Source organism: Peristeroidobacter agariperforans (assembly GCF_004138335.1).
GTDB lineage: Bacteria > Pseudomonadota > Gammaproteobacteria > Steroidobacterales > Steroidobacteraceae > Steroidobacter > Steroidobacter agariperforans.
In genome coordinates this window covers 15,840-31,835 of sequence record NZ_RYFW01000008.1, presented here as the reverse complement: position 1 = coordinate 31,835, position 15,996 = coordinate 15,840, and the positions used below count along the sequence as shown (strand labels likewise).

Genomic DNA, 15,996 nt, shown 5'->3' with positions numbered 1-15,996 from the left:
CGGTACGGTCAACTGAGCATCGATTGCGTTCAGGCAGTGAGGGTGGCGAAGTCGGACTTGACGTCATCGCCGGGTTCCTATGTCATCGCCGCGGCGTTCGCTCTTGCTTCGGTGAGCGCGGGAATCGTTGGTGCTACAACAAACATTTTCGCTGTGGCGGCGTTTCTGGCCGCAACTCGCCTGTCTGTATCTGCTGGAACAAGCGCTGCATCCCTGGATACTGCGCGCAGCCGTCGAGATTGGTTTGTTCAATCGTCTGCTCGGGTTGACCGCGCTGGCTGCGCTGGTGCTGCTGAAGCTGGTGGTCCTGCTCTGGATGTTTCATGTGGTGAGCCCGGGGCTGACTTTGCTGCAGTCTGGGGGCGTCGCCGCCAGCGAAGAGGATGCTCGGTCGCGACATCGTTTCACTGCCGTGCTGGCGTTGGCGCTGGTTCCATTCTTCGCGTACTACACGGCCTGGGGCTTTCTCGGTGACCTGGTGCGCGACTATTCGTTGCTGGGCTTGAGGCTCGATCCATTCGGGGAGCGGGGGCCGCTGTTGCGGGCTGGCGATTCGCAATGGCTGCTAGTGATCGTGGTCGCATCCTGGCTGCTGCGTAAGGCATGCGAGGAACAGATGCGTCGGCGTAGCGGCTTCAGCTGGCGACTCGCGGCTATTTTGCTGAGTGCGAACTGGGTATTCATCGGCTTGTACGCACTGGGCGCCTACAAGGAAGAGATCGCGCAGTGGCTGGTGCGCTTGCCCATCATCGAATTGCTGTTACGTATGTGGCTCTCGGTCAAGATCAGTGCGCCGTCACTGTCGCTCCCCGCGCCGCCGATGGGCTGGGAAGCAGCGTTGAGCGGTTTGCGCGAATTGTTGTCGTACGTGCTGCTGCCGATAGTGTGGCTTGCGCTCGCAGCCATCATCTACTACGGCAAGACTGCGGCGAGCACTCACAAGGCCGCTTCCGTGGTGGAGCGAACGGACCAGCGCTACATGATGTTGTCGCCCGCGGTTCGCAAAGCGCTCGATGGTGTGATCGGCGGTTTTCGTACGCGCTACCTGCCGATGGCGCGCGCCGTCGAACTCACGTTGACTTCCGGTATCGCGTTCCTTTTGTTATTCATCGTCAGCTATCGCGTGCTGACCTGGGGCTCAGCGTGCCTGTGGATACTCGCCAAGCACTGGATCGGGCCTCACCCGACGGAGCTTTGGTTCGCGTTTGCGGACGTGCTCGGCGTCGTCATCGGCAATCCGCTGGGATCGGAGCGGGGCGTCATCTTCGAACCGCTGCGAATCTGTTTGCTGGCCGCGGCGCTGGATCGGGCGCTCGCCCAGTATCGAGAAGATCCCAGCGAAGCAGTCGGTGCTACGAACGTTGGAAGTGGAAGCGCAGGTACCGCGGTCGCTGCTTCGGGATGACGACAGCCAGGCTCACATACTCCGCTCGGTAGGTGGGGATCACGAATCGCGCGACGAGCATGACCGGCTTTTCGGTCGCGTCAATGTCAGGAAGCTGCGCGCAGGAAATGTCGCCGCGCCTCGAGGGCTGCGCAGACCAGCGCTGTCCGGTGGAATCTTCCAGATAAACCCGGCAGTTGCGCATCGACTGAGCGGCTTCCCGTGCGGTGGCGATGATCTGCAGTCGTGCCTCGACCTGGGTGGCTTCAGGCGTCCTTTCTGTCGGGGCCGCCTTCAGATCGATCAAGCGCCAGTTGAAACCGGAGAACTGCGCAGCCTGCGCCGGCATGGCGTCGATCGCGTTGGTCGCACGGCTCTGCCGCGCGATCGCGAAATCTTCGCGCGCGCTCATCCAGATGACCGCGGGCAGCAGTACGGCGAATGTAATCAAACTGCGCCGTCGCGCGAATAGTTCGTTGCTCACGAGCCGAGATCCAGGGTGTCACGGATGGACGTAAGGGGATTTGAGCTCTGCCACCGTAAGGAAATATGCGCCTCCGACGTGAGGTGCGGAATTTCCCGTTCGCCGGCAATCAGCATCAGATTCGCCACCACGTCCTCCGGGACTTCGAAGACCAGCAGCGCTGCAACTGGCATTTCCGGTTGCAACTCGCGCCCGAGCAGTCCGACTTTGCGCGACAGGCGCACACGCTCGGTGTGCTGATAGCGTCTGCCGTCCTCAGTCTGCAGCGCGAATGCGCCGATCATCGACGGTTCATGAACGGCAAGTGCGTCGACCTTGACGATGACCCAGACTCCGCTCGTCGTGCGCTCCTCACTGCGGCCGAAGCTCGTCTGTCGCAGCGTGCGACTGAGATAGGACTTGTCGACCCGCACGCCGAACGTTCGCGTATGCACCCATTCTCCTGCGTCGCCGCGAGTGACGAAGGGCGCGGTGATTTCGACGTAGCCCGGCATGGTATGCCACATGAACAGGATGGCGCCGATCGACAACAACATTCCGGCCACTTTCGCGGCGAGGTGCGCGCCGCCGCTCATGGAGCGCTCAATGACAAGGCCACATGGGCCACCGGTGCGGGATTGAACCATCCAGGAGAGCCGACCAGATTGTCGGCCGCCTTGAATGTCTTGCCGAGAATCGACAGATGCAGTTCCGGCGGTAGCGTTACGTCCGTGGGTAGTTGCCACACCAGCATGAGCGTCTCGGGCATTCGCGGATGCAGGCGGTCAGGCAGCGCCATGTCTCGCACCAGCACGATCGACGGCTCGCCGAGCCTTGCCAATTCAGGTTGATCCAAGGTCACGACGAATGCGAAGTCGCGACTGGATCGCTGCATCAGATTGGTGAATTCGACGTCGACCAGCAGATAAGAATTCCGCGTCGATGCTCTTCGCAGCGGATGCTCTGTTGAGATTCGCGCACGCAAGGGTTTGACGCGCCACTGCCCAGCATCGATGGCGGCGCCTGGCGTGAGCGAAGAAGTGCCCGGCGCGGCAGCGGACGAAGTTTGCATCCAACCAGTCAGCAGCAATACACCAAATGAGAACACGGCCCACCGAAACGGTCGGCATGCGCGTTCAGCAAACAAAGATGGATCGTGCGCGGCGGGCGATTGCATTCGGGCGGCTAACATAGTCGGGAGCGAGCCCGCGTGCAACCTTGCGTGACGAATATCACCAAACCCTCGCGGCATCATCATATTTCGCAGCATCGATCTCGTTGATTGTTGGTTGTGCAATCGATGGTCCGAAATCGCCGGGGTGCCGGTTCAAAACTTTTCCAGAACGTGACCTATCAGCTTTGAGTGGCAAAGGTCGCTCTCGCGCAGGCCGGCTCCGGTCCGTGCTCGTCGGGCAGACAGCGAGAAATCAGCAGTTGTCGCTTCCAGGAAACAGAAAACGCCCGAATAGAGTAGCCGCGCGATTGATATTTGTAAGAACGCAAGGACAATGCGCAGCCGAATTTCGCTCGTGACATTCGCTGCGTGAGTGCGACTGTGCGGCCGATTAAACAGTATGAGGTCTGAGATCTGATCATGGTTAGAAAGCAAGCACGACTTTTCGTCGTTGCGGGCGCCATCCTGGTGGCGAGTTGCGGTGGTGGCGGCGGAGGTGGAGCAGGAGGCAATTCACCGCCCCCGACGCCGACGGTGAGTTTGTCTGCAACGCCCGCCTCCTTGACGCAAGGAGCCAGGGCGACACTGACGTGGTCTTCCACCAATGCTACGTCGTGCACGGCTAGCAATGGTTGGTCCGGCGCGCGTGCGCCCTCAGGGACCGAGGAGATCGGCCCGATCACCGCAACGACGACTTATGCAATCGCTTGCAGTAACAACGGCGGCACGCCGGTGTCCGCGAGCGCAGTGGTTACATTCACTGCGCCGCCCGCTTCGGTCACGCTCAGTGGCACGATCACAATCCCGTCCGTGACGCAGGTCGATGGCGATACGAATGATGATGACGCCACGCCTACGCCAAACAACTATTACACTGAGGCGCAACGGCTGCCCAACCCTGTGGTCGTCGGCGGGTATGTAAATGACGCCGGCGCCGGTGAAGACGGTCCGTCGTTCGAGTCTGGTGACCGTGACGACTATTACCGCGTGAACTTGCTCGGGGGGCAGGTGATCGAGCTGATCTCCGCCGACACCACGGCGGGTTACTTGAATATGGATCTGATCACGAGCGATCGTAGGCTCGTGGACTCCTCGGCCGGCAACGCAAAAGTTCATCAACTCACCGTGCCCGCCTCCGGCGAGTATTTCATAGTTGTCACGGCCATCGAAGGCGCTATGAACTACAACCTCGCGATTGGCCGCAGCGGATCCACCGCGATGGCAAGTCCCCTGGTTCTCAGCCGCGAATTCGTGCCCGGTGAAGTGCTGGTGAAGACAAAATCCGCCGCAGCCGGCGGAGTGGGCGCGCAGAAGCAGTCGCAAGTTGCGGGCGCCTATGGGCTCGCGCGTCAGTACGGCGTGCCGGGCATGCACGCCTTGATGAAGCTTTCCGGACAGAGCTTGCAGGTGGCTGCTGCGTCCAAGAAGCCGCAGGTGCAGACGAAGGAAAGCGAGATGAGCTTCGAAAGCGAACAGGCGCGACTCAAGTGGCAGACGCTGCAGATGGTCCAACTGCTCAACGAGGATCCGGAGGTCGAGTGGGCCGAGCCGAATTACATCAATCACGCGCTGGCCGTACCCAACGACCCGGAGTACAACCGGCAGCGCTGGCACTACGAGCAAATCAGTCTGCCGGCGGCCTGGGACACGACGACCGGAAAACCGAGCGTGGTAGTGGCGGTAATCGATACGGGCGTGACTGCGCACCTCGATCTCACATCGCGGTACGTCGCAGGTTATGACTTCGTACGCGGTGCGGGTGCAGGCGACGGTGACGACGACGATTCGGATCCGCGAGATCCCGGCACCCCGAGCACCGGCACGTACATGTTTCATGGCACGCATGTCGCCGGCACGATTGCTGCCGCCGGCAACAACGGCCAGGGCGTGACCGGCGTGGCCTGGAACGCTAGCATCATGCCGATTCGGGTGCTGGGCGTGAACAACTCGGGCTCCATCGAGGACATCATTCAAGGCATCCTCGCTTCGGCCGGGCTCCCCAATCGATCGGGTGCGACTCCGGCGCAACGTGCCGACATCATTAATCTGAGTCTCGGCGGACTGGGGTCCTGTTCGAACGCCTATCAGGACGCCATCAACCGAGCCCGCGCGGCGGGCGTGATCGTCATTGCCGCAGCGGGCAACGACAATACGGACCGTAATTTCGCTCCGGCCAGCTGCAACGGCGTTGTCTCGGTTTCGTCGGTCGGCGTCGATCGCGCGCGCGCGCCATACTCGAACTATGGGGCCAGCGTCGACGTCGCTGCGCCGGGCGGCGACACGAGCGTCGATCGAAATGGTGACGGCGCCTACGACGGCATCTTCAGCACGTACTCGATCCGCGAGGGCAACACCTATTACTCGTCCTATTCGCTGTTACAAGGCACGTCGATGGCGGCTCCCCACGTCGCGGGCGTCGCTGCACTCATGAAGAGCGTCAATGCGTCGCTGACGCCGGCGACTTTCGACAGCCTGCTCGCAAGCGGCGCGTTGACTGACGACATCGGTCCGGCGGGTCCCGACGTACTCGGCGTCGGCCTCATCAATGCGGCCAAGGCAGTACGGGCTGCAGCGACGACGCCACCGCCCGTTTCGCCGCAGCTGAGTGTTTCGCCGACCAGCGTGGGCTTCGGCGAAGTTGGCACCGTGAATGAAGTCACCGTGAACAATTCCGGTGGCGGCACCATGAGCGTCACTGGCACGACGACCTCGGCGGCATGGTTGAGCGTTGCGCCGGTCCGAACCGGAACGAACGGTCTCGGCACGTATCGTATCCAAGTCAATCGCACCGGGCTCGCAGCCGGCACATACAACGGTTGGGTCGAGTTCCGAGGCAGTGTGGGCACGGCCGTGCGCACGGCCGTGCTGATGCAGGTTGCACCTGCACCTGCCGTGCCGAATGCCGGGCAACAGTATGTGCTGTTGATCGATTCCGCGACCGGCACTGCGGTCGATGAAGTGGAAGTGCAAGCGCGAGGCGCGTCGGTGGACTTCGCATTTATTGATGTCCAGCCCGGAACCTACGAGCTGGCGGCGGGCACGGACATGAACAACGATAAGTTCATTTGCGATGAAGGCGAGGCGTGCGCCGAATATCCGCTGTTTGGCGAAGCGACGCCGATCGAAGTGACTGCCGATCGCACCGGACTGAACATGGTCACCGGCTTCTACAGCAGTCCCGGTGTGGCGACGGCGGGAAGCGAGGCGCCACCTGCAGAGGAGAAGAAAGGTTTCCGGAGGCTCAGATGAAGCTGCCGCGAGAAGCGATCGCGCCGATACTGATCGCACTCGCTGCCTGCACTGCCGGTACGCCGGACGCGCCGATTTCGGCGCGCTCCGGCCAGCCGACGGTTGTCGACGGTACAGTGCGCTACGTTGCCGTTGAAGGCGGTTGCTGGATCATCGAAACCGCGCACGAGCGTGTGCAGCCGGTCGATCTACCCGAACGTTTTCGCGTCGACGGCAAGGCAGTGCGCGTCACGTTGCGTGACGCGCCTGACATGATGAGCGTGTGCCAAGTGGGCCCGCTCAAGCACGTGGAAACAATGACCGCCCGGTAGGGAGGTGAGCGGGCGCGCACCTCCCAACCAGGTCCACGGCGATTTGCCCAACTGAACTGAACATCCGTTCATCGGCGCTTGCCGGCAATTATTAACAACCAATGCCACATTTTTGCGGCCCACCGACGCCCGGCTGATCGTCTTCGAGGTGGGGTACCGCGAGTCGCGGTACGTCATTCACAGACGAACGCGCACTTCATTCCTAGCAAGAGGGTCTCGCGAGCAGACATCTCGAATCGACGAGCGCCACTTCGTCAACGGATTGAAGTCAAGGAGCGCTATGAAGGGCTGTCCGCATTGTGAGTCGGTGGACGCTTGGGTATTGGGCGATAAACGCCTGAAGTGTCGGAACTGCGGTCGCAGATATCGCTGGAAATCGGTATGGGAATCGGTACGGCTGAGTGAGACAGCGAAGGAGGCCTTGCTCGAATCGTTCGTGCAAGGAGCGCCGGCCGCGCAAATCGCGGAAGGGCAGGCATGTGCCGACAGTCGCGAACGTTTTTATAGACTCGTGCGGGCGTGCTGCGCGAAGGTTGAGTCACTGGCGCGTGATGGTTTGTACGTCTCCGAGTGTCTGCAGGGAACACTGCGGACGCGTCCGGCAATGCGCGGCTGGTCGACGAGTCAGCGGGTGATCGTGATCGGATTCGCCGAGCGCGACGGTCTGATGCAGATCTCGGCTCTGCCAAGAAACATTGCAAATATTTTGCCGCGTATGCGTGAGAAAATCGCGCTCGGTGCGGTATTGCACCTCGACGACAAGCTCGCGAGCGCGTGCCTGCAGATCCAAGGTGACTATGTCATCGTCCCGAAGATCACGCGCGCCGCGCTCGGGATGACCTCGGTCGAAGCCTTCTGGCGCTTCCTGCGCCTGCATCTGCAGAAGTTCCGCAAGGTCCCGCTCAAGTTCTTCCATTTGTATCTAGCCGAAACGTGCCTGCGCTTCAATCAGCGCGAACAAAACCTGCACGCATTGCTTCGCGAGGCCATGCAAACGATCGCCATCGACGACGTGCGACCGTTGCTGTTCGGCGACCCGGTCCGGATCGGCCCGGGTCAACTCGGTTTTTCTCCGCTCGAATGCATTGCGTCACATATCGCTGCGTCATAGTGATACCCACTCGGATTTCGGAGAGCGTCGCGGATCGCGGCGAGCATGAACGAGCAAATAAGGATCCTCAGCGGGTTGCATCGTGCTGTCAGCGCTGATGTATTGCAGATCAAGGAGACCGATCTTGCCGCCGGCTCGGTCGCGTGCGGCGACAGGCCGAGTCCGAGACGCACGGCCAGGTCGAGGTCGACCTTGACGGTCTTGGACTCCATTGCGTAGTGAGGCTGCGGTTCACACGTCCACGACTGCGAGTGCATCAACTTCGAGCATGTACTCGGGACGGGTAAGCGTCGCGACGCCGATGAGGGTGTCCGCGGGCTTGTGTGCGCCGAACAGCTCGGCCCGCCCGATCTCGATCATGTCGAGATGCTCCCGTTTGTAGTTCGCGACGAAAATCGTGAGCTTGGCGACCTGATCCGGACGCGCGCCCGCAGTTGCAAGGGCGCGCCCGATATTTGCAAAGACCTGCCGGGATTGGGCGACCATGTCGGCCTCTCCGACGACATTGCCTCGTTCATCTTCGGACACTTGCCCCGCGATGAACACCATGCGCCGGCCTTCCGCGATGGCGACATGGCTGAAATGATCCGACTGCGGAAGGCCGGGAGGGTTGATACATTCAATCGACATGGTGGTAGCTCCGAAGCGAAACAGGCCCGCACGGTTGTTACCGAGCGGGCCCGAGTGTCAAGAGTCGCCTTTTAGCGGAGCGTCGTCAACGCGCTTGCGCTGAAAGAAGAACTCACATGTCGCGATTGTTGGGCGCTGCGCGCATGTCACGATTATTGGGCGTAGAGCGCATATCGCGGTTGTTGGGGTGCATGTCACGATTGTTCGGCGTAGAGCGCATGTCCCGGTTGTTAGGCGCTGCGCGCATGTCCCGGTTGTTGGTAGCGACGCCCCAATCGTTCGGCGTACGCATGTCGCGATTATCCGAGGTCACGACGCTCGCTGCCTCGTCGATGCTTGCAGCCATCCCGGCGGCGGAAGCCGCGTGTGACAACAACGACATTGCCGCGATTGATATCAACCACGACGCGGCTCGCTTCCCGGTCATCGCGAAGCGTTTGGAATCCCCTGCCAAGTTCAATGCGTTCATCGTCGAAACTCCTTGAGAGAACACGGTCCGCCTAATAATAGCGATCATCGATCGCGGTGTGAGGTCTAAAAACGTTGCTTGAAGTGCGCGATGCACTTGCGTGGTCCGAAATCATCCGGCATCTGCCAAGAATATTCGCAGGACGATGTGAGTTCTTGTGAGGGTTTGGTCGTTCGAGCCGAGACCTTCGAGCATGCGGCGTCATATCGCGAGTCCGTTAGTAACAATCACGCACTCCAAACAACTACTACGACGAGAAACGTTCGCGAGGCTCGTGATTGAAATGTTTCAACCCGCTCCCTACACTCTGTGGATTGTGAGGATGCACTTCTCGGCGAAATGGATATTGCACGACTTCGGAGTTCGACTGACGCAGCAGCGAAGATCAGCTCCATCCGCGGCACCGCGGGGCAGGACACTTCGACCGTCCCGCGGACGCCGTGGCACAAACAACGTTTGTTTTTAATTGCACTGGGCGTATCGCTCGGATCGATCGTGTTGTTCTGGCTGGTGCGCTCGTATTTTGATCCGACGGGCACGGTACCCGCGGAACGACTGCGCCTCGCGACGGTTTCCCAAGGTCATTTCATCCGCGACGTCGCAGCCGAGGGCGCCGTGATTGCGGCGGTCAGTCCTACATTGTTCGCAGCGGCCGTTGGCACCATCAGTTATCAAGTGCAGGCGGGCGACACGGTCACCCGAGGTCAGGTACTGGCGACACTCGACAGCCCCGCTACCAGCAACGAATACCAGCGTGAGCGCGCGACGCTCGAGAGCATGAACGTCGCGCTCGATCAGCATGAGATCGAAGGCCGCCGGCAGATCCTGCGCAGCCAACAGCAAGCCGATCTCTCGAAGGTGTCGATCGCAGCGGCCGAACGTGAATTCAGACGAGCCGAGAGCGCCTGGAAAGATCACGTCTTCAGTGAGAACGACTACGAGCGCGCACGCGACAATGTGGATACGGCCAAGCTCAATTATGAGCACGCACTCCAGACAGCCGCCCTCGAGAGGGACAGCGTAGCGCTGGAGCTGCGTACCCGGCGTCTGGAACGAGACCGGCAAAAACTCCTGGTCGAAGATCTGCATCGGCGCGTCGCCGACCTGACGGTGCATTCGCCCGTGGATGGAATGGTGGCCAGCCTGGCGCAAGTGGAAAAAGCCAAGGTTGCCGAAAGCGCTCCGCTGCTGACCGTCGTCGATCTCAGCGCGCTCGAGGTCGAGTTTCAGATCGCAGAGCTATATGCGCGCGACATCAAGCCGGGGATGCCGGCGCAGGTGACTTTGGAAGGTCGGCCACAGCCCGGCATCGTGACCACGATTTCACCGGAAGTGCGTCAAAGCCAGGTGAAAGGTCGGGTGAAATTCGCGGGCGCTCAGCCGCCGAGACTGCGACAGAACCAGCGCGCGGCGGTCCGGATCATCCTCGACGAGCGCGATGGTGTGCTCAAGTTCGAGCGCGGTCCGCTCATCGACGACTCCACGCGCGCCGTATACGTGATCAACGGGGATCGTGCCGAACACCGGTTGGTCGAGCTCGGTGCGCCTTCGGTCTCAGAAATCGAAGTGCTCCGCGGCCTGGTCGCCGGTGACCGCGTGGTCATCTCCGACATGCGCAAGTATCGGGACGCGCCCGACGTCATCATCACCGACTGAGGCAAATGCCCAGCCACTCATCGCAAGGATCGCTCATGATCGAAATGCGTAACATCAACAAGGTCTATCGCTCCGAGCTGGTAGAGACGCGAGCCTTGCGCGAGCTGTCGCAGCAGGTAGGGGCCGGGGAATTCGTCGCCATCACCGGTCCGTCCGGCTCCGGCAAGACCACCTTGTTGAACATCGTCGGCCTGCTGGAAACATTCGATTCCGGTTCGTTGCACTTCGATGGCGAGGATGTGAGCCGGCTATCGGACGATGCCCGCTCGCGGCTGCGCAACGAGAAGATCGGCTTCATCTTCCAGAGCTTCAATCTGATTCCGGACCTGAGCATCTACGACAACGTGGACGTGCCGTTGTGCTATCGAGGCATGAAAGCAGGGGAGCGGCACAGGCGCATCACCAGCGCCTTGGAGCTGGTGGGGCTGGGTTCGCGCATGCGTCATCTGCCTTCGCAACTCTCGGGCGGCCAGCAACAGCGGGCCGCGATCGCACGTGCGATCGCCGGCGACCCGAAGTTGTTGCTTGCGGACGAGCCCACCGGCAACCTCGACTCGGTCATGGCCGGACAAGTGCTCGATCTGTTGCAACAGATCAACCAATCGGGCACGGCGATCGTGATGGTGACGCACGATCCGCATCTTGCCGCCCGTGCTCAGCGCAGCGTGCACGTGGTTGACGGCCAGATCGCGCCCGAAGAGTCCGGGACGCTGCGTGCACCGGCGGCGCTCGCAATGCCCGAGGCTCGCGCCCGGGAGACGAGATGATTCGCTTGTACTTGCGGATGGCGCTCAAGAGCCTCGGCCAGAACCCGGGGCTGACAGCCATCATGGTCGCCACCGTGGCGCTCGGTATCGCCGCGTGTGTCACGGTGATCACGATGTTCCATGCCATGTCCGCCGATCCGATCTGGTGGAAGAGCGATCGTTTATATGCGGTGACGCTCGACTCGTGGGACGTAAACGAGCCGCCTGACGCCGCGCGCCCGCACTTGCCGCCGCCGCGCCTGACGTATCGAGATGCGATGCATCTGCTCGAGTCGAACATTCCGGAGCGCAAGACCGTGATGTACGTGGCTCGCACCAGCATCCTGAGCAACGCGGACCGCCCGCCCATCGCCGCCGAAGCGCGTTTTACCAGAGGCGATTTCTTCCCCATGTTCGATGTGCCGTTTCAGTACGGCGGCAGCTGGAGTGTGGCGGACGACACCAACGCCGCACCCGTGATCGTCCTCAGCAAGGAAGTCAACGAAACCCTGTTCGGCGGCGACAACAGCGTGGGCCGGATTGTCCGCTGGAACGACCGGGAGTTCCGCATAGTCGGCGTGCTGGACACGTGGGAGCCGCAGCCCAAGTTCTACGATTTGAACCGGGGCCACTTCGAAATGCCCGAAGGCGCGTACATTCCATTCCGCTGGGGGCCGCAGAACAAGGTCACGAGCGCGAGCGGCAGGTGCTGGAAGCCGGAGCCGCTGGACAGTTATGAAGACATCCTCGGCTCCGAATGTACGTGGCAGCAGATGTGGGTCGAGTTGCCCGACGCGGCCACGCGCGAGCGTATGCAGGATCTGCTCGATACCTACACCACCGAGCAGCGCAAGTCGGGGCGCTTCCAGCGACCGCAGAACAATCGTCTCACCAACGTTCCTCAGTGGCTCATCGACCAGGGCGTCGTGCAGAACGACAATCGAGTGCTGGTGGGGTTGGCGTTCGCGTTCCTCGCGGTCTGTCTGCTCAATGTGGTCGGACTGCTGCTCGCGAAGTTCTTGAATGCCGCGAAGACGATCGGCATCCGGCGCGCGCTCGGTGCTCGCAAGGGCCAGATCTTCGCCCAATATTTCGTCGAGGCGGCTGTCGTCTCCACCCTCGGCGCCGCGCTCGGTCTGGCGCTCGGCGCGTTGAGCCTCAAAGGATTGAGCATCATGTACACCGTGGACGAAGCGACTCGCGGCGGCTATCGAGAGCTGTTGCACTTCGATGTATCGAGCGTCGTCGTAGCCATAGCACTCGCCGCCGTTGCAACCGTTGTCGGCGGTTTCTATCCCGCATGGCGCGCGGCTCGCTTGCCGCCCGCTGTCTATCTGAAGAGCCAATAGCCATGCGCCCTGGAGTGCTTCGATGAGCGGCAACATTCGTCAAGTCGTCTCTGCCTTACGGCACAATCGCATCGGCGCTTTACTGGTCGCGATGCAGATCGCGATCACGCTCGCTGTGCTGGTGAACGCGGTGTTCATCGTGAAGCAGCGGATGGAGCGAACCTCGCGCCCGACCGGCTTCGACGTCGAGAACGTCATCGCCATTGCGAGCGCGGGATTCGCGCAGGACTTCGATTACGTGACCACTCTTCGCGAAGACCTGGCGTACCTGCGCAGCCTGCCCGGTGTGATCGCCGCGACCGCCAGCAACTCGGTGCCGCTGGGAGGCGGTGTTGGCGTGATGGCATCGTTGGCTGCCAGGCCGAACGCGGAGGTTCACAGTCTCCCGGGCGGCTACTTCGAGGTGGATGAGCAGGGCATCGATGCGCTCGGTGTGCGACTGGTGGCCGGCCGCGGGTTCGAGCAGAGTGAGGTCGAGCCGCCGGCGGATTCCATCACGGCACGCATGCCGAAGCAGATCATCATCACGCAGGCGTTCGCCGACGAGCTTTTCCCAAACGAAAACGCGCTCGGCAAGACGGTATACGACAGCGTCGACACGCCCGTCACGGTGATCGGCATCATCGAGCACATGCAAGCGGCGTCGGCCGATGTGGCCTATGTGGATCGCGTCTCGCTGGTGCCGCGTCAGCCCAGTTCGGTGCCGAAGAATTTCTACCTGGTGCGCACGGAGCCGCAGCAGCGCGATGTGGTCATGCGCATGGTGGAAGGGCGGATGAGCACTTCCAACCCCGATCGCATGATCTCCTGGGTGCGTTCGCTCGAGGAGGTGAGAAGGCGCGCGTATCTTGCCGATCGCAACATGGGAATTTTTCTGGTGACGATCACGGCGCTGCTGCTCACGCTCACCGCACTCAGCCTGTTCGGCCTCGCGACGTTCAATGTGAACGCGAGAACCAAGCAGATCGGCACACGGCGGGCGCTTGGCGCCAGGCGCGGAGACATCGTTCGTTACTTTCTACTGGAGAACTGGCTGATCAGCACGATCGGCGTGGTTCTTGGGTGCGTCCTGACGCTCGCCGCGAGCTATTGGCTGACGCGCAAGTACGGACTACCTCGGCTCGATCTCATCTATCTCGCCGGCGGGGTTGTCGGGCTGTGGGTGCTCGGGCAGATCGCCGCGTGGCAACCGGCCCGTGCTGCTGCCCAGGTGCCGCCAGCGGTTGCAACTCGCCGCATCGCCTGATCGCTACACGCGGTTAACGCATCCGACGAGTGAGAAACTCGCCTACGACGGTTTCATCGCGCGCAGCGTCTTTCTTACTCCGCATGGATTTCATTTTCCGGTTCGATTTGGTCGAGAAATCGCAGCGCTCGCGAAAAAGTCACATCACACAATCCATGCGCCGGAAGTTCTTTCAATCCGGATTGAGACAATGATTCTCCATACGTAGAACGATGTCCTGTCGGGCCGGTGGCGCCTTCAAAGTCGACGGCGTTCGTCGGCCCTTTGCACATCCGCACAGGAGTCGTACATGGTTCATGGGAAACGGATACCGAATATCGTACTGGGGGCATCCTTGCTCGCGGTGGCGCAGGCGCCGGGGGCGATCACGCTCGACGAGTCGCAGCGCGCGCGGATCGACGAGCTGTTTGCTGGCTTCAACTCGACGACGCCGGGCTGCTCGCTCGGCATCATGAGTGACGGCCAGACCATTTTTTCGCGCGGCTACGGCATGGCCTCGATCGAGGGCAAAGCGCCGAACGATGCGTCGAAGCTGTTCGACATTGCTTCGATGAGCAAACAGTTCGCCGCGGCCCACGTCGTGCTGCTCGCGCAGCAGGGCAAGCTGCAACTCACGGACGACGTGCAAAAATACATTCCTGAGCTGCCAGACTATGGCAGCAGGATCACCATCAACAATCTGTTGTGGCACACCAGCGGCTTGCGGGACTACAACGGGCTGCTTTTGTTGGCCGGCTTCGATTATTTCGAGATCACCACGCAGGCACAGGCGCTCGAGCTGGTGGCGCGGCAGAAGCGGCTCAACTTCACTCCGGGCACGCGTTACGAATACTCGAACACCGGTTATCTGCTGCTGGCGATCATCGCCGAGCGTGTCAGCGGCAAGCCGATCAACCAATTGGCGCGCGAACAGTTCTTCAACCCGCTGGGCATGCCGCTGAGCATGTATCGCGTCGCCCATGATCAAGTGATTCCGAACCAGGCGATCGGTTATGGATACCCGAACGACGACGGCGCCTACGACAACGTCATCTCGAACTGGGAGCAGGTCGGCGACGGTGGGCTGCAGACCTCGATCGAGGAGTTCCAGCGCTGGGACGAGAATTTCTACACTGGCGCCGTTGGCGGCAGCGCTTTCATTTCGGAAATGTATCGCCGGGGCAAGCTGAGCAGCGGGCGCCAGCTGATCTATGCGCGTGGCGTGCAACGAGATCGTTATCGCGGGCTGAACCGCGTGCGGCACGGGGGCGATTGGAGCGGCTACCACGGTCAGTTCCAGCGCTATCCAGAGCTGCACACGACTTTCGCGCTGTTCTGTAACACCGATGATGTGGATCAATATTCACTGGCGCGAGGTGTCGTCGACGTAGCGCTGGAAGGCTATTTCACGCAGCCCGCTCCGAGCACGCCGACCCCGGCGCCGTCATTGCCGATCGAACGCTTCGTCGGCAAGTACTACAACTCCAACAAGGAAGAGCTGTATTCGGTGATCGCAGACGGCGCGTCGCTGAAGCTGCGTTTTCTGATCAGTGAGTTCTCGTTGATCTCCACCGGGCCGACTACGTTCGTGATCGATGAGCTGCCGGGCAGCGAGGTGAAGTTCGACGTCCAGAACGGGCGGCCGGCGCACTCGATGAGCTTCCAGTTGTATTCCGATGAGCCCGATGAGGATCCGCGCAAGGGCGCTCGCACCGTTACTGTGGCGCCCCCCGACGATCTGCAGCAATACACGGGAACTTACTACAGCCGTGAGCTCGGCGTGTCGTGGAGCTTCGTGCTCGGCGAGGACGGTGCGCTGACCGTGGCCGAGGACCCCGAGCAGATCGTATTGCCGTTCGTTGGGCCGCTGCAGCCGGCGATCGTGACAGATCAGTTCTTCGGGCAGCCCGGACTGTTGCAGTTCACGCGCAACGGCGCCGGTGCAATCAGCGGCGTGAAGCTGGACTTTCTGGGCATGAAGGACTTCGAGTTCGAGCGCCGGGCAGTGGCGGCGACTCTGCCGGCAAAGGTCCAGACAACCCAAAAGGAGGCCACACGGGTGACTCTGCCGGTGGGCCCACGTCGCTTGGCGGTGCATCAGCCTGAAGCGAAGCACTGACCTGTGAAAGACTCCGCTCGCCTGCGATCCGCGGGCGAGCGGAGCTCGTGGCTGCAAACGTTACGGCGTGATCTTGTAGATATGGATGGTGGTGTCGGCCGCGAACGTAT

Annotated in this window: 15 protein-coding genes; 10 read left to right on the top strand and 5 right to left on the bottom strand. The window is 61.5% G+C overall.

Going from position 1 to position 15,996, the window contains the following annotated elements:
• Positions 1 to 130 precede the first annotated feature (130 nt).
• Positions 131 to 1,405: a hypothetical protein gene (locus EK373_RS31805; protein WP_129649408.1), complete on the top strand. Its 1,275-nt coding sequence runs from the start codon at positions 131 to 133 to the stop codon at positions 1,403 to 1,405.
• On the opposite strand, the gene EK373_RS31800 is transcribed toward EK373_RS31805, so the two are convergent.
• Genes EK373_RS31800 through EK373_RS31790 form a run of 3 tightly spaced genes read right to left on the bottom strand, consistent with a single transcriptional unit; the run spans position 1,353 to position 2,919 of the window.
• Positions 1,353 to 1,868 carry a hypothetical protein gene (locus EK373_RS31800; RefSeq protein ID WP_129649407.1) on the bottom strand — a complete coding sequence of 172 codons (516 nt, stop codon included), beginning with the start codon at positions 1,866 to 1,868 and terminating at the stop codon, positions 1,353 to 1,355. The genes EK373_RS31805 and EK373_RS31800 overlap by 53 nt on opposite strands.
• Entirely contained in the window at positions 1,865 to 2,443 is a 579-nt protein-coding gene (locus EK373_RS31795) for a DUF4352 domain-containing protein (RefSeq protein WP_129649406.1), read from the bottom strand. Before EK373_RS31795 ends, EK373_RS31800 begins: the two co-directional genes overlap by 4 nt.
• Positions 2,440 to 2,919 (bottom strand): hypothetical protein, encoded by a 480-nt coding sequence (locus tag EK373_RS31790; protein WP_129649405.1) that lies wholly within the window; start codon positions 2,917 to 2,919, stop codon positions 2,440 to 2,442. Before EK373_RS31790 ends, EK373_RS31795 begins: the two co-directional genes overlap by 4 nt.
• 522 nt (positions 2,920 to 3,441) lie before the next feature.
• Between EK373_RS31790 and EK373_RS31785 the strand changes: the two genes are divergently transcribed.
• The 3 genes from EK373_RS31785 (at position 3,442) to EK373_RS31775 (ending at position 7,692) form a co-directional block, all read left to right on the top strand.
• Positions 3,442 to 6,270 (top strand): S8 family serine peptidase, encoded by a 2,829-nt coding sequence (locus EK373_RS31785; RefSeq protein WP_129649404.1) that lies wholly within the window; start codon positions 3,442 to 3,444, stop codon positions 6,268 to 6,270.
• Complete coding sequence (locus EK373_RS31780) at positions 6,267 to 6,581, top strand: hypothetical protein (RefSeq protein ID WP_129649403.1); 315 nt, start codon at positions 6,267 to 6,269, stop codon at positions 6,579 to 6,581. The genes EK373_RS31785 and EK373_RS31780 overlap by 4 nt, the downstream gene beginning before the upstream one ends.
• A 421-nt stretch (positions 6,582 to 7,002) precedes the next feature.
• Positions 7,003 to 7,692: a hypothetical protein gene (locus EK373_RS31775; protein ID WP_129649402.1), complete on the top strand. Its 690-nt coding sequence runs from the start codon at positions 7,003 to 7,005 to the stop codon at positions 7,690 to 7,692.
• A gap of 231 nt (positions 7,693 to 7,923) precedes the next feature.
• Here the strand turns inward: EK373_RS31775 and EK373_RS31770 are convergent, their stop codons facing one another.
• Positions 7,924 to 8,322, bottom strand: a complete 399-nt coding sequence (locus tag EK373_RS31770) for a RidA family protein (protein WP_129649401.1) — start codon at positions 8,320 to 8,322, stop codon at positions 7,924 to 7,926.
• A 112-nt stretch (positions 8,323 to 8,434) separates the two neighbouring features.
• Positions 8,435 to 8,614, bottom strand: coding sequence for a hypothetical protein (locus EK373_RS31765; protein WP_129649400.1), 180 nt, complete (start codon positions 8,612 to 8,614; stop codon positions 8,435 to 8,437).
• On the opposite strand from EK373_RS31765, the gene EK373_RS31760 reads away from it, so the two are divergent.
• The 6 genes from EK373_RS31760 to EK373_RS31735 all read left to right on the top strand — a co-directional run bounded on the left by EK373_RS31760 (position 8,613) and on the right by EK373_RS31735 (position 15,886).
• Entirely contained in the window at positions 8,613 to 8,807 is a 195-nt protein-coding gene (locus EK373_RS31760; RefSeq protein WP_129649399.1) for a hypothetical protein, read from the top strand. The two genes, EK373_RS31765 and EK373_RS31760, sit on opposite strands and share 2 nt — an antisense overlap.
• Positions 8,808 to 9,130: 323 nt before the next feature.
• Positions 9,131 to 10,447 (top strand): efflux RND transporter periplasmic adaptor subunit, encoded by a 1,317-nt coding sequence (locus EK373_RS31755; protein ID WP_129649398.1) that lies wholly within the window; start codon positions 9,131 to 9,133, stop codon positions 10,445 to 10,447.
• A gap of 35 nt (positions 10,448 to 10,482) precedes the next feature.
• Positions 10,483 to 11,214, top strand: a complete 732-nt coding sequence (locus EK373_RS31750) for an ABC transporter ATP-binding protein (protein ID WP_129649397.1) — start codon at positions 10,483 to 10,485, stop codon at positions 11,212 to 11,214.
• The gene (locus EK373_RS31745; RefSeq protein ID WP_129649396.1) at positions 11,211 to 12,542 is read left to right on the top strand and encodes an ABC transporter permease; all 1,332 of its coding nucleotides are present in this window, start codon (positions 11,211 to 11,213) and stop codon (positions 12,540 to 12,542) included. Before EK373_RS31750 ends, EK373_RS31745 begins: the two co-directional genes overlap by 4 nt.
• Before the next feature lie 22 nt (positions 12,543 to 12,564).
• On the top strand, positions 12,565 to 13,788 hold the full coding sequence (locus EK373_RS31740) for an FtsX-like permease family protein (protein ID WP_129649395.1): 1,224 nt from the start codon (positions 12,565 to 12,567) through the stop codon (positions 13,786 to 13,788).
• 289 nt (positions 13,789 to 14,077) lie between these two features.
• Positions 14,078 to 15,886, top strand: a complete 1,809-nt coding sequence (locus EK373_RS31735; RefSeq protein WP_129649394.1) for a serine hydrolase domain-containing protein — start codon at positions 14,078 to 14,080, stop codon at positions 15,884 to 15,886.
• Positions 15,887 to 15,996: the final 110 nt, after the last annotated feature.

Bases quoted from the DNA above. Each gene is read 5' to 3' on its own strand.
- EK373_RS31790 (WP_129649405.1), bottom strand. From the start codon at position 2,919: ATGCAAACTTCGTCCGCTGCCGCGCCGGGCACTTCTTCGCTCACGCCA.
- EK373_RS31755 (WP_129649398.1), top strand. From the start codon at position 9,131: ATGGATATTGCACGACTTCGGAGTTCGACTGACGCAGCAGCGAAGATC.
- EK373_RS31740 (WP_129649395.1), top strand. From the start codon at position 12,565: ATGAGCGGCAACATTCGTCAAGTCGTCTCTGCCTTACGGCACAATCGC.
- EK373_RS31765 (WP_129649400.1), bottom strand. From the start codon at position 8,614: ATGCGTACGCCGAACGATTGGGGCGTCGCTACCAACAACCGGGACATG.
- EK373_RS31770 (WP_129649401.1), bottom strand. From the start codon at position 8,322: ATGTCGATTGAATGTATCAACCCTCCCGGCCTTCCGCAGTCGGATCAT.
- EK373_RS31745 (WP_129649396.1), top strand. From the start codon at position 11,211: ATGATTCGCTTGTACTTGCGGATGGCGCTCAAGAGCCTCGGCCAGAAC.
- EK373_RS31735 (WP_129649394.1), top strand. From the start codon at position 14,078: ATGGTTCATGGGAAACGGATACCGAATATCGTACTGGGGGCATCCTTG.
- EK373_RS31785 (WP_129649404.1), top strand. From the start codon at position 3,442: ATGGTTAGAAAGCAAGCACGACTTTTCGTCGTTGCGGGCGCCATCCTG.
- EK373_RS31780 (WP_129649403.1), top strand. From the start codon at position 6,267: ATGAAGCTGCCGCGAGAAGCGATCGCGCCGATACTGATCGCACTCGCT.
- EK373_RS31795 (WP_129649406.1), bottom strand. From the start codon at position 2,443: ATGAGCGGCGGCGCGCACCTCGCCGCGAAAGTGGCCGGAATGTTGTTG.
- EK373_RS31750 (WP_129649397.1), top strand. From the start codon at position 10,483: ATGATCGAAATGCGTAACATCAACAAGGTCTATCGCTCCGAGCTGGTA.
- EK373_RS31760 (WP_129649399.1), top strand. From the start codon at position 8,613: ATGTCGCGATTATCCGAGGTCACGACGCTCGCTGCCTCGTCGATGCTT.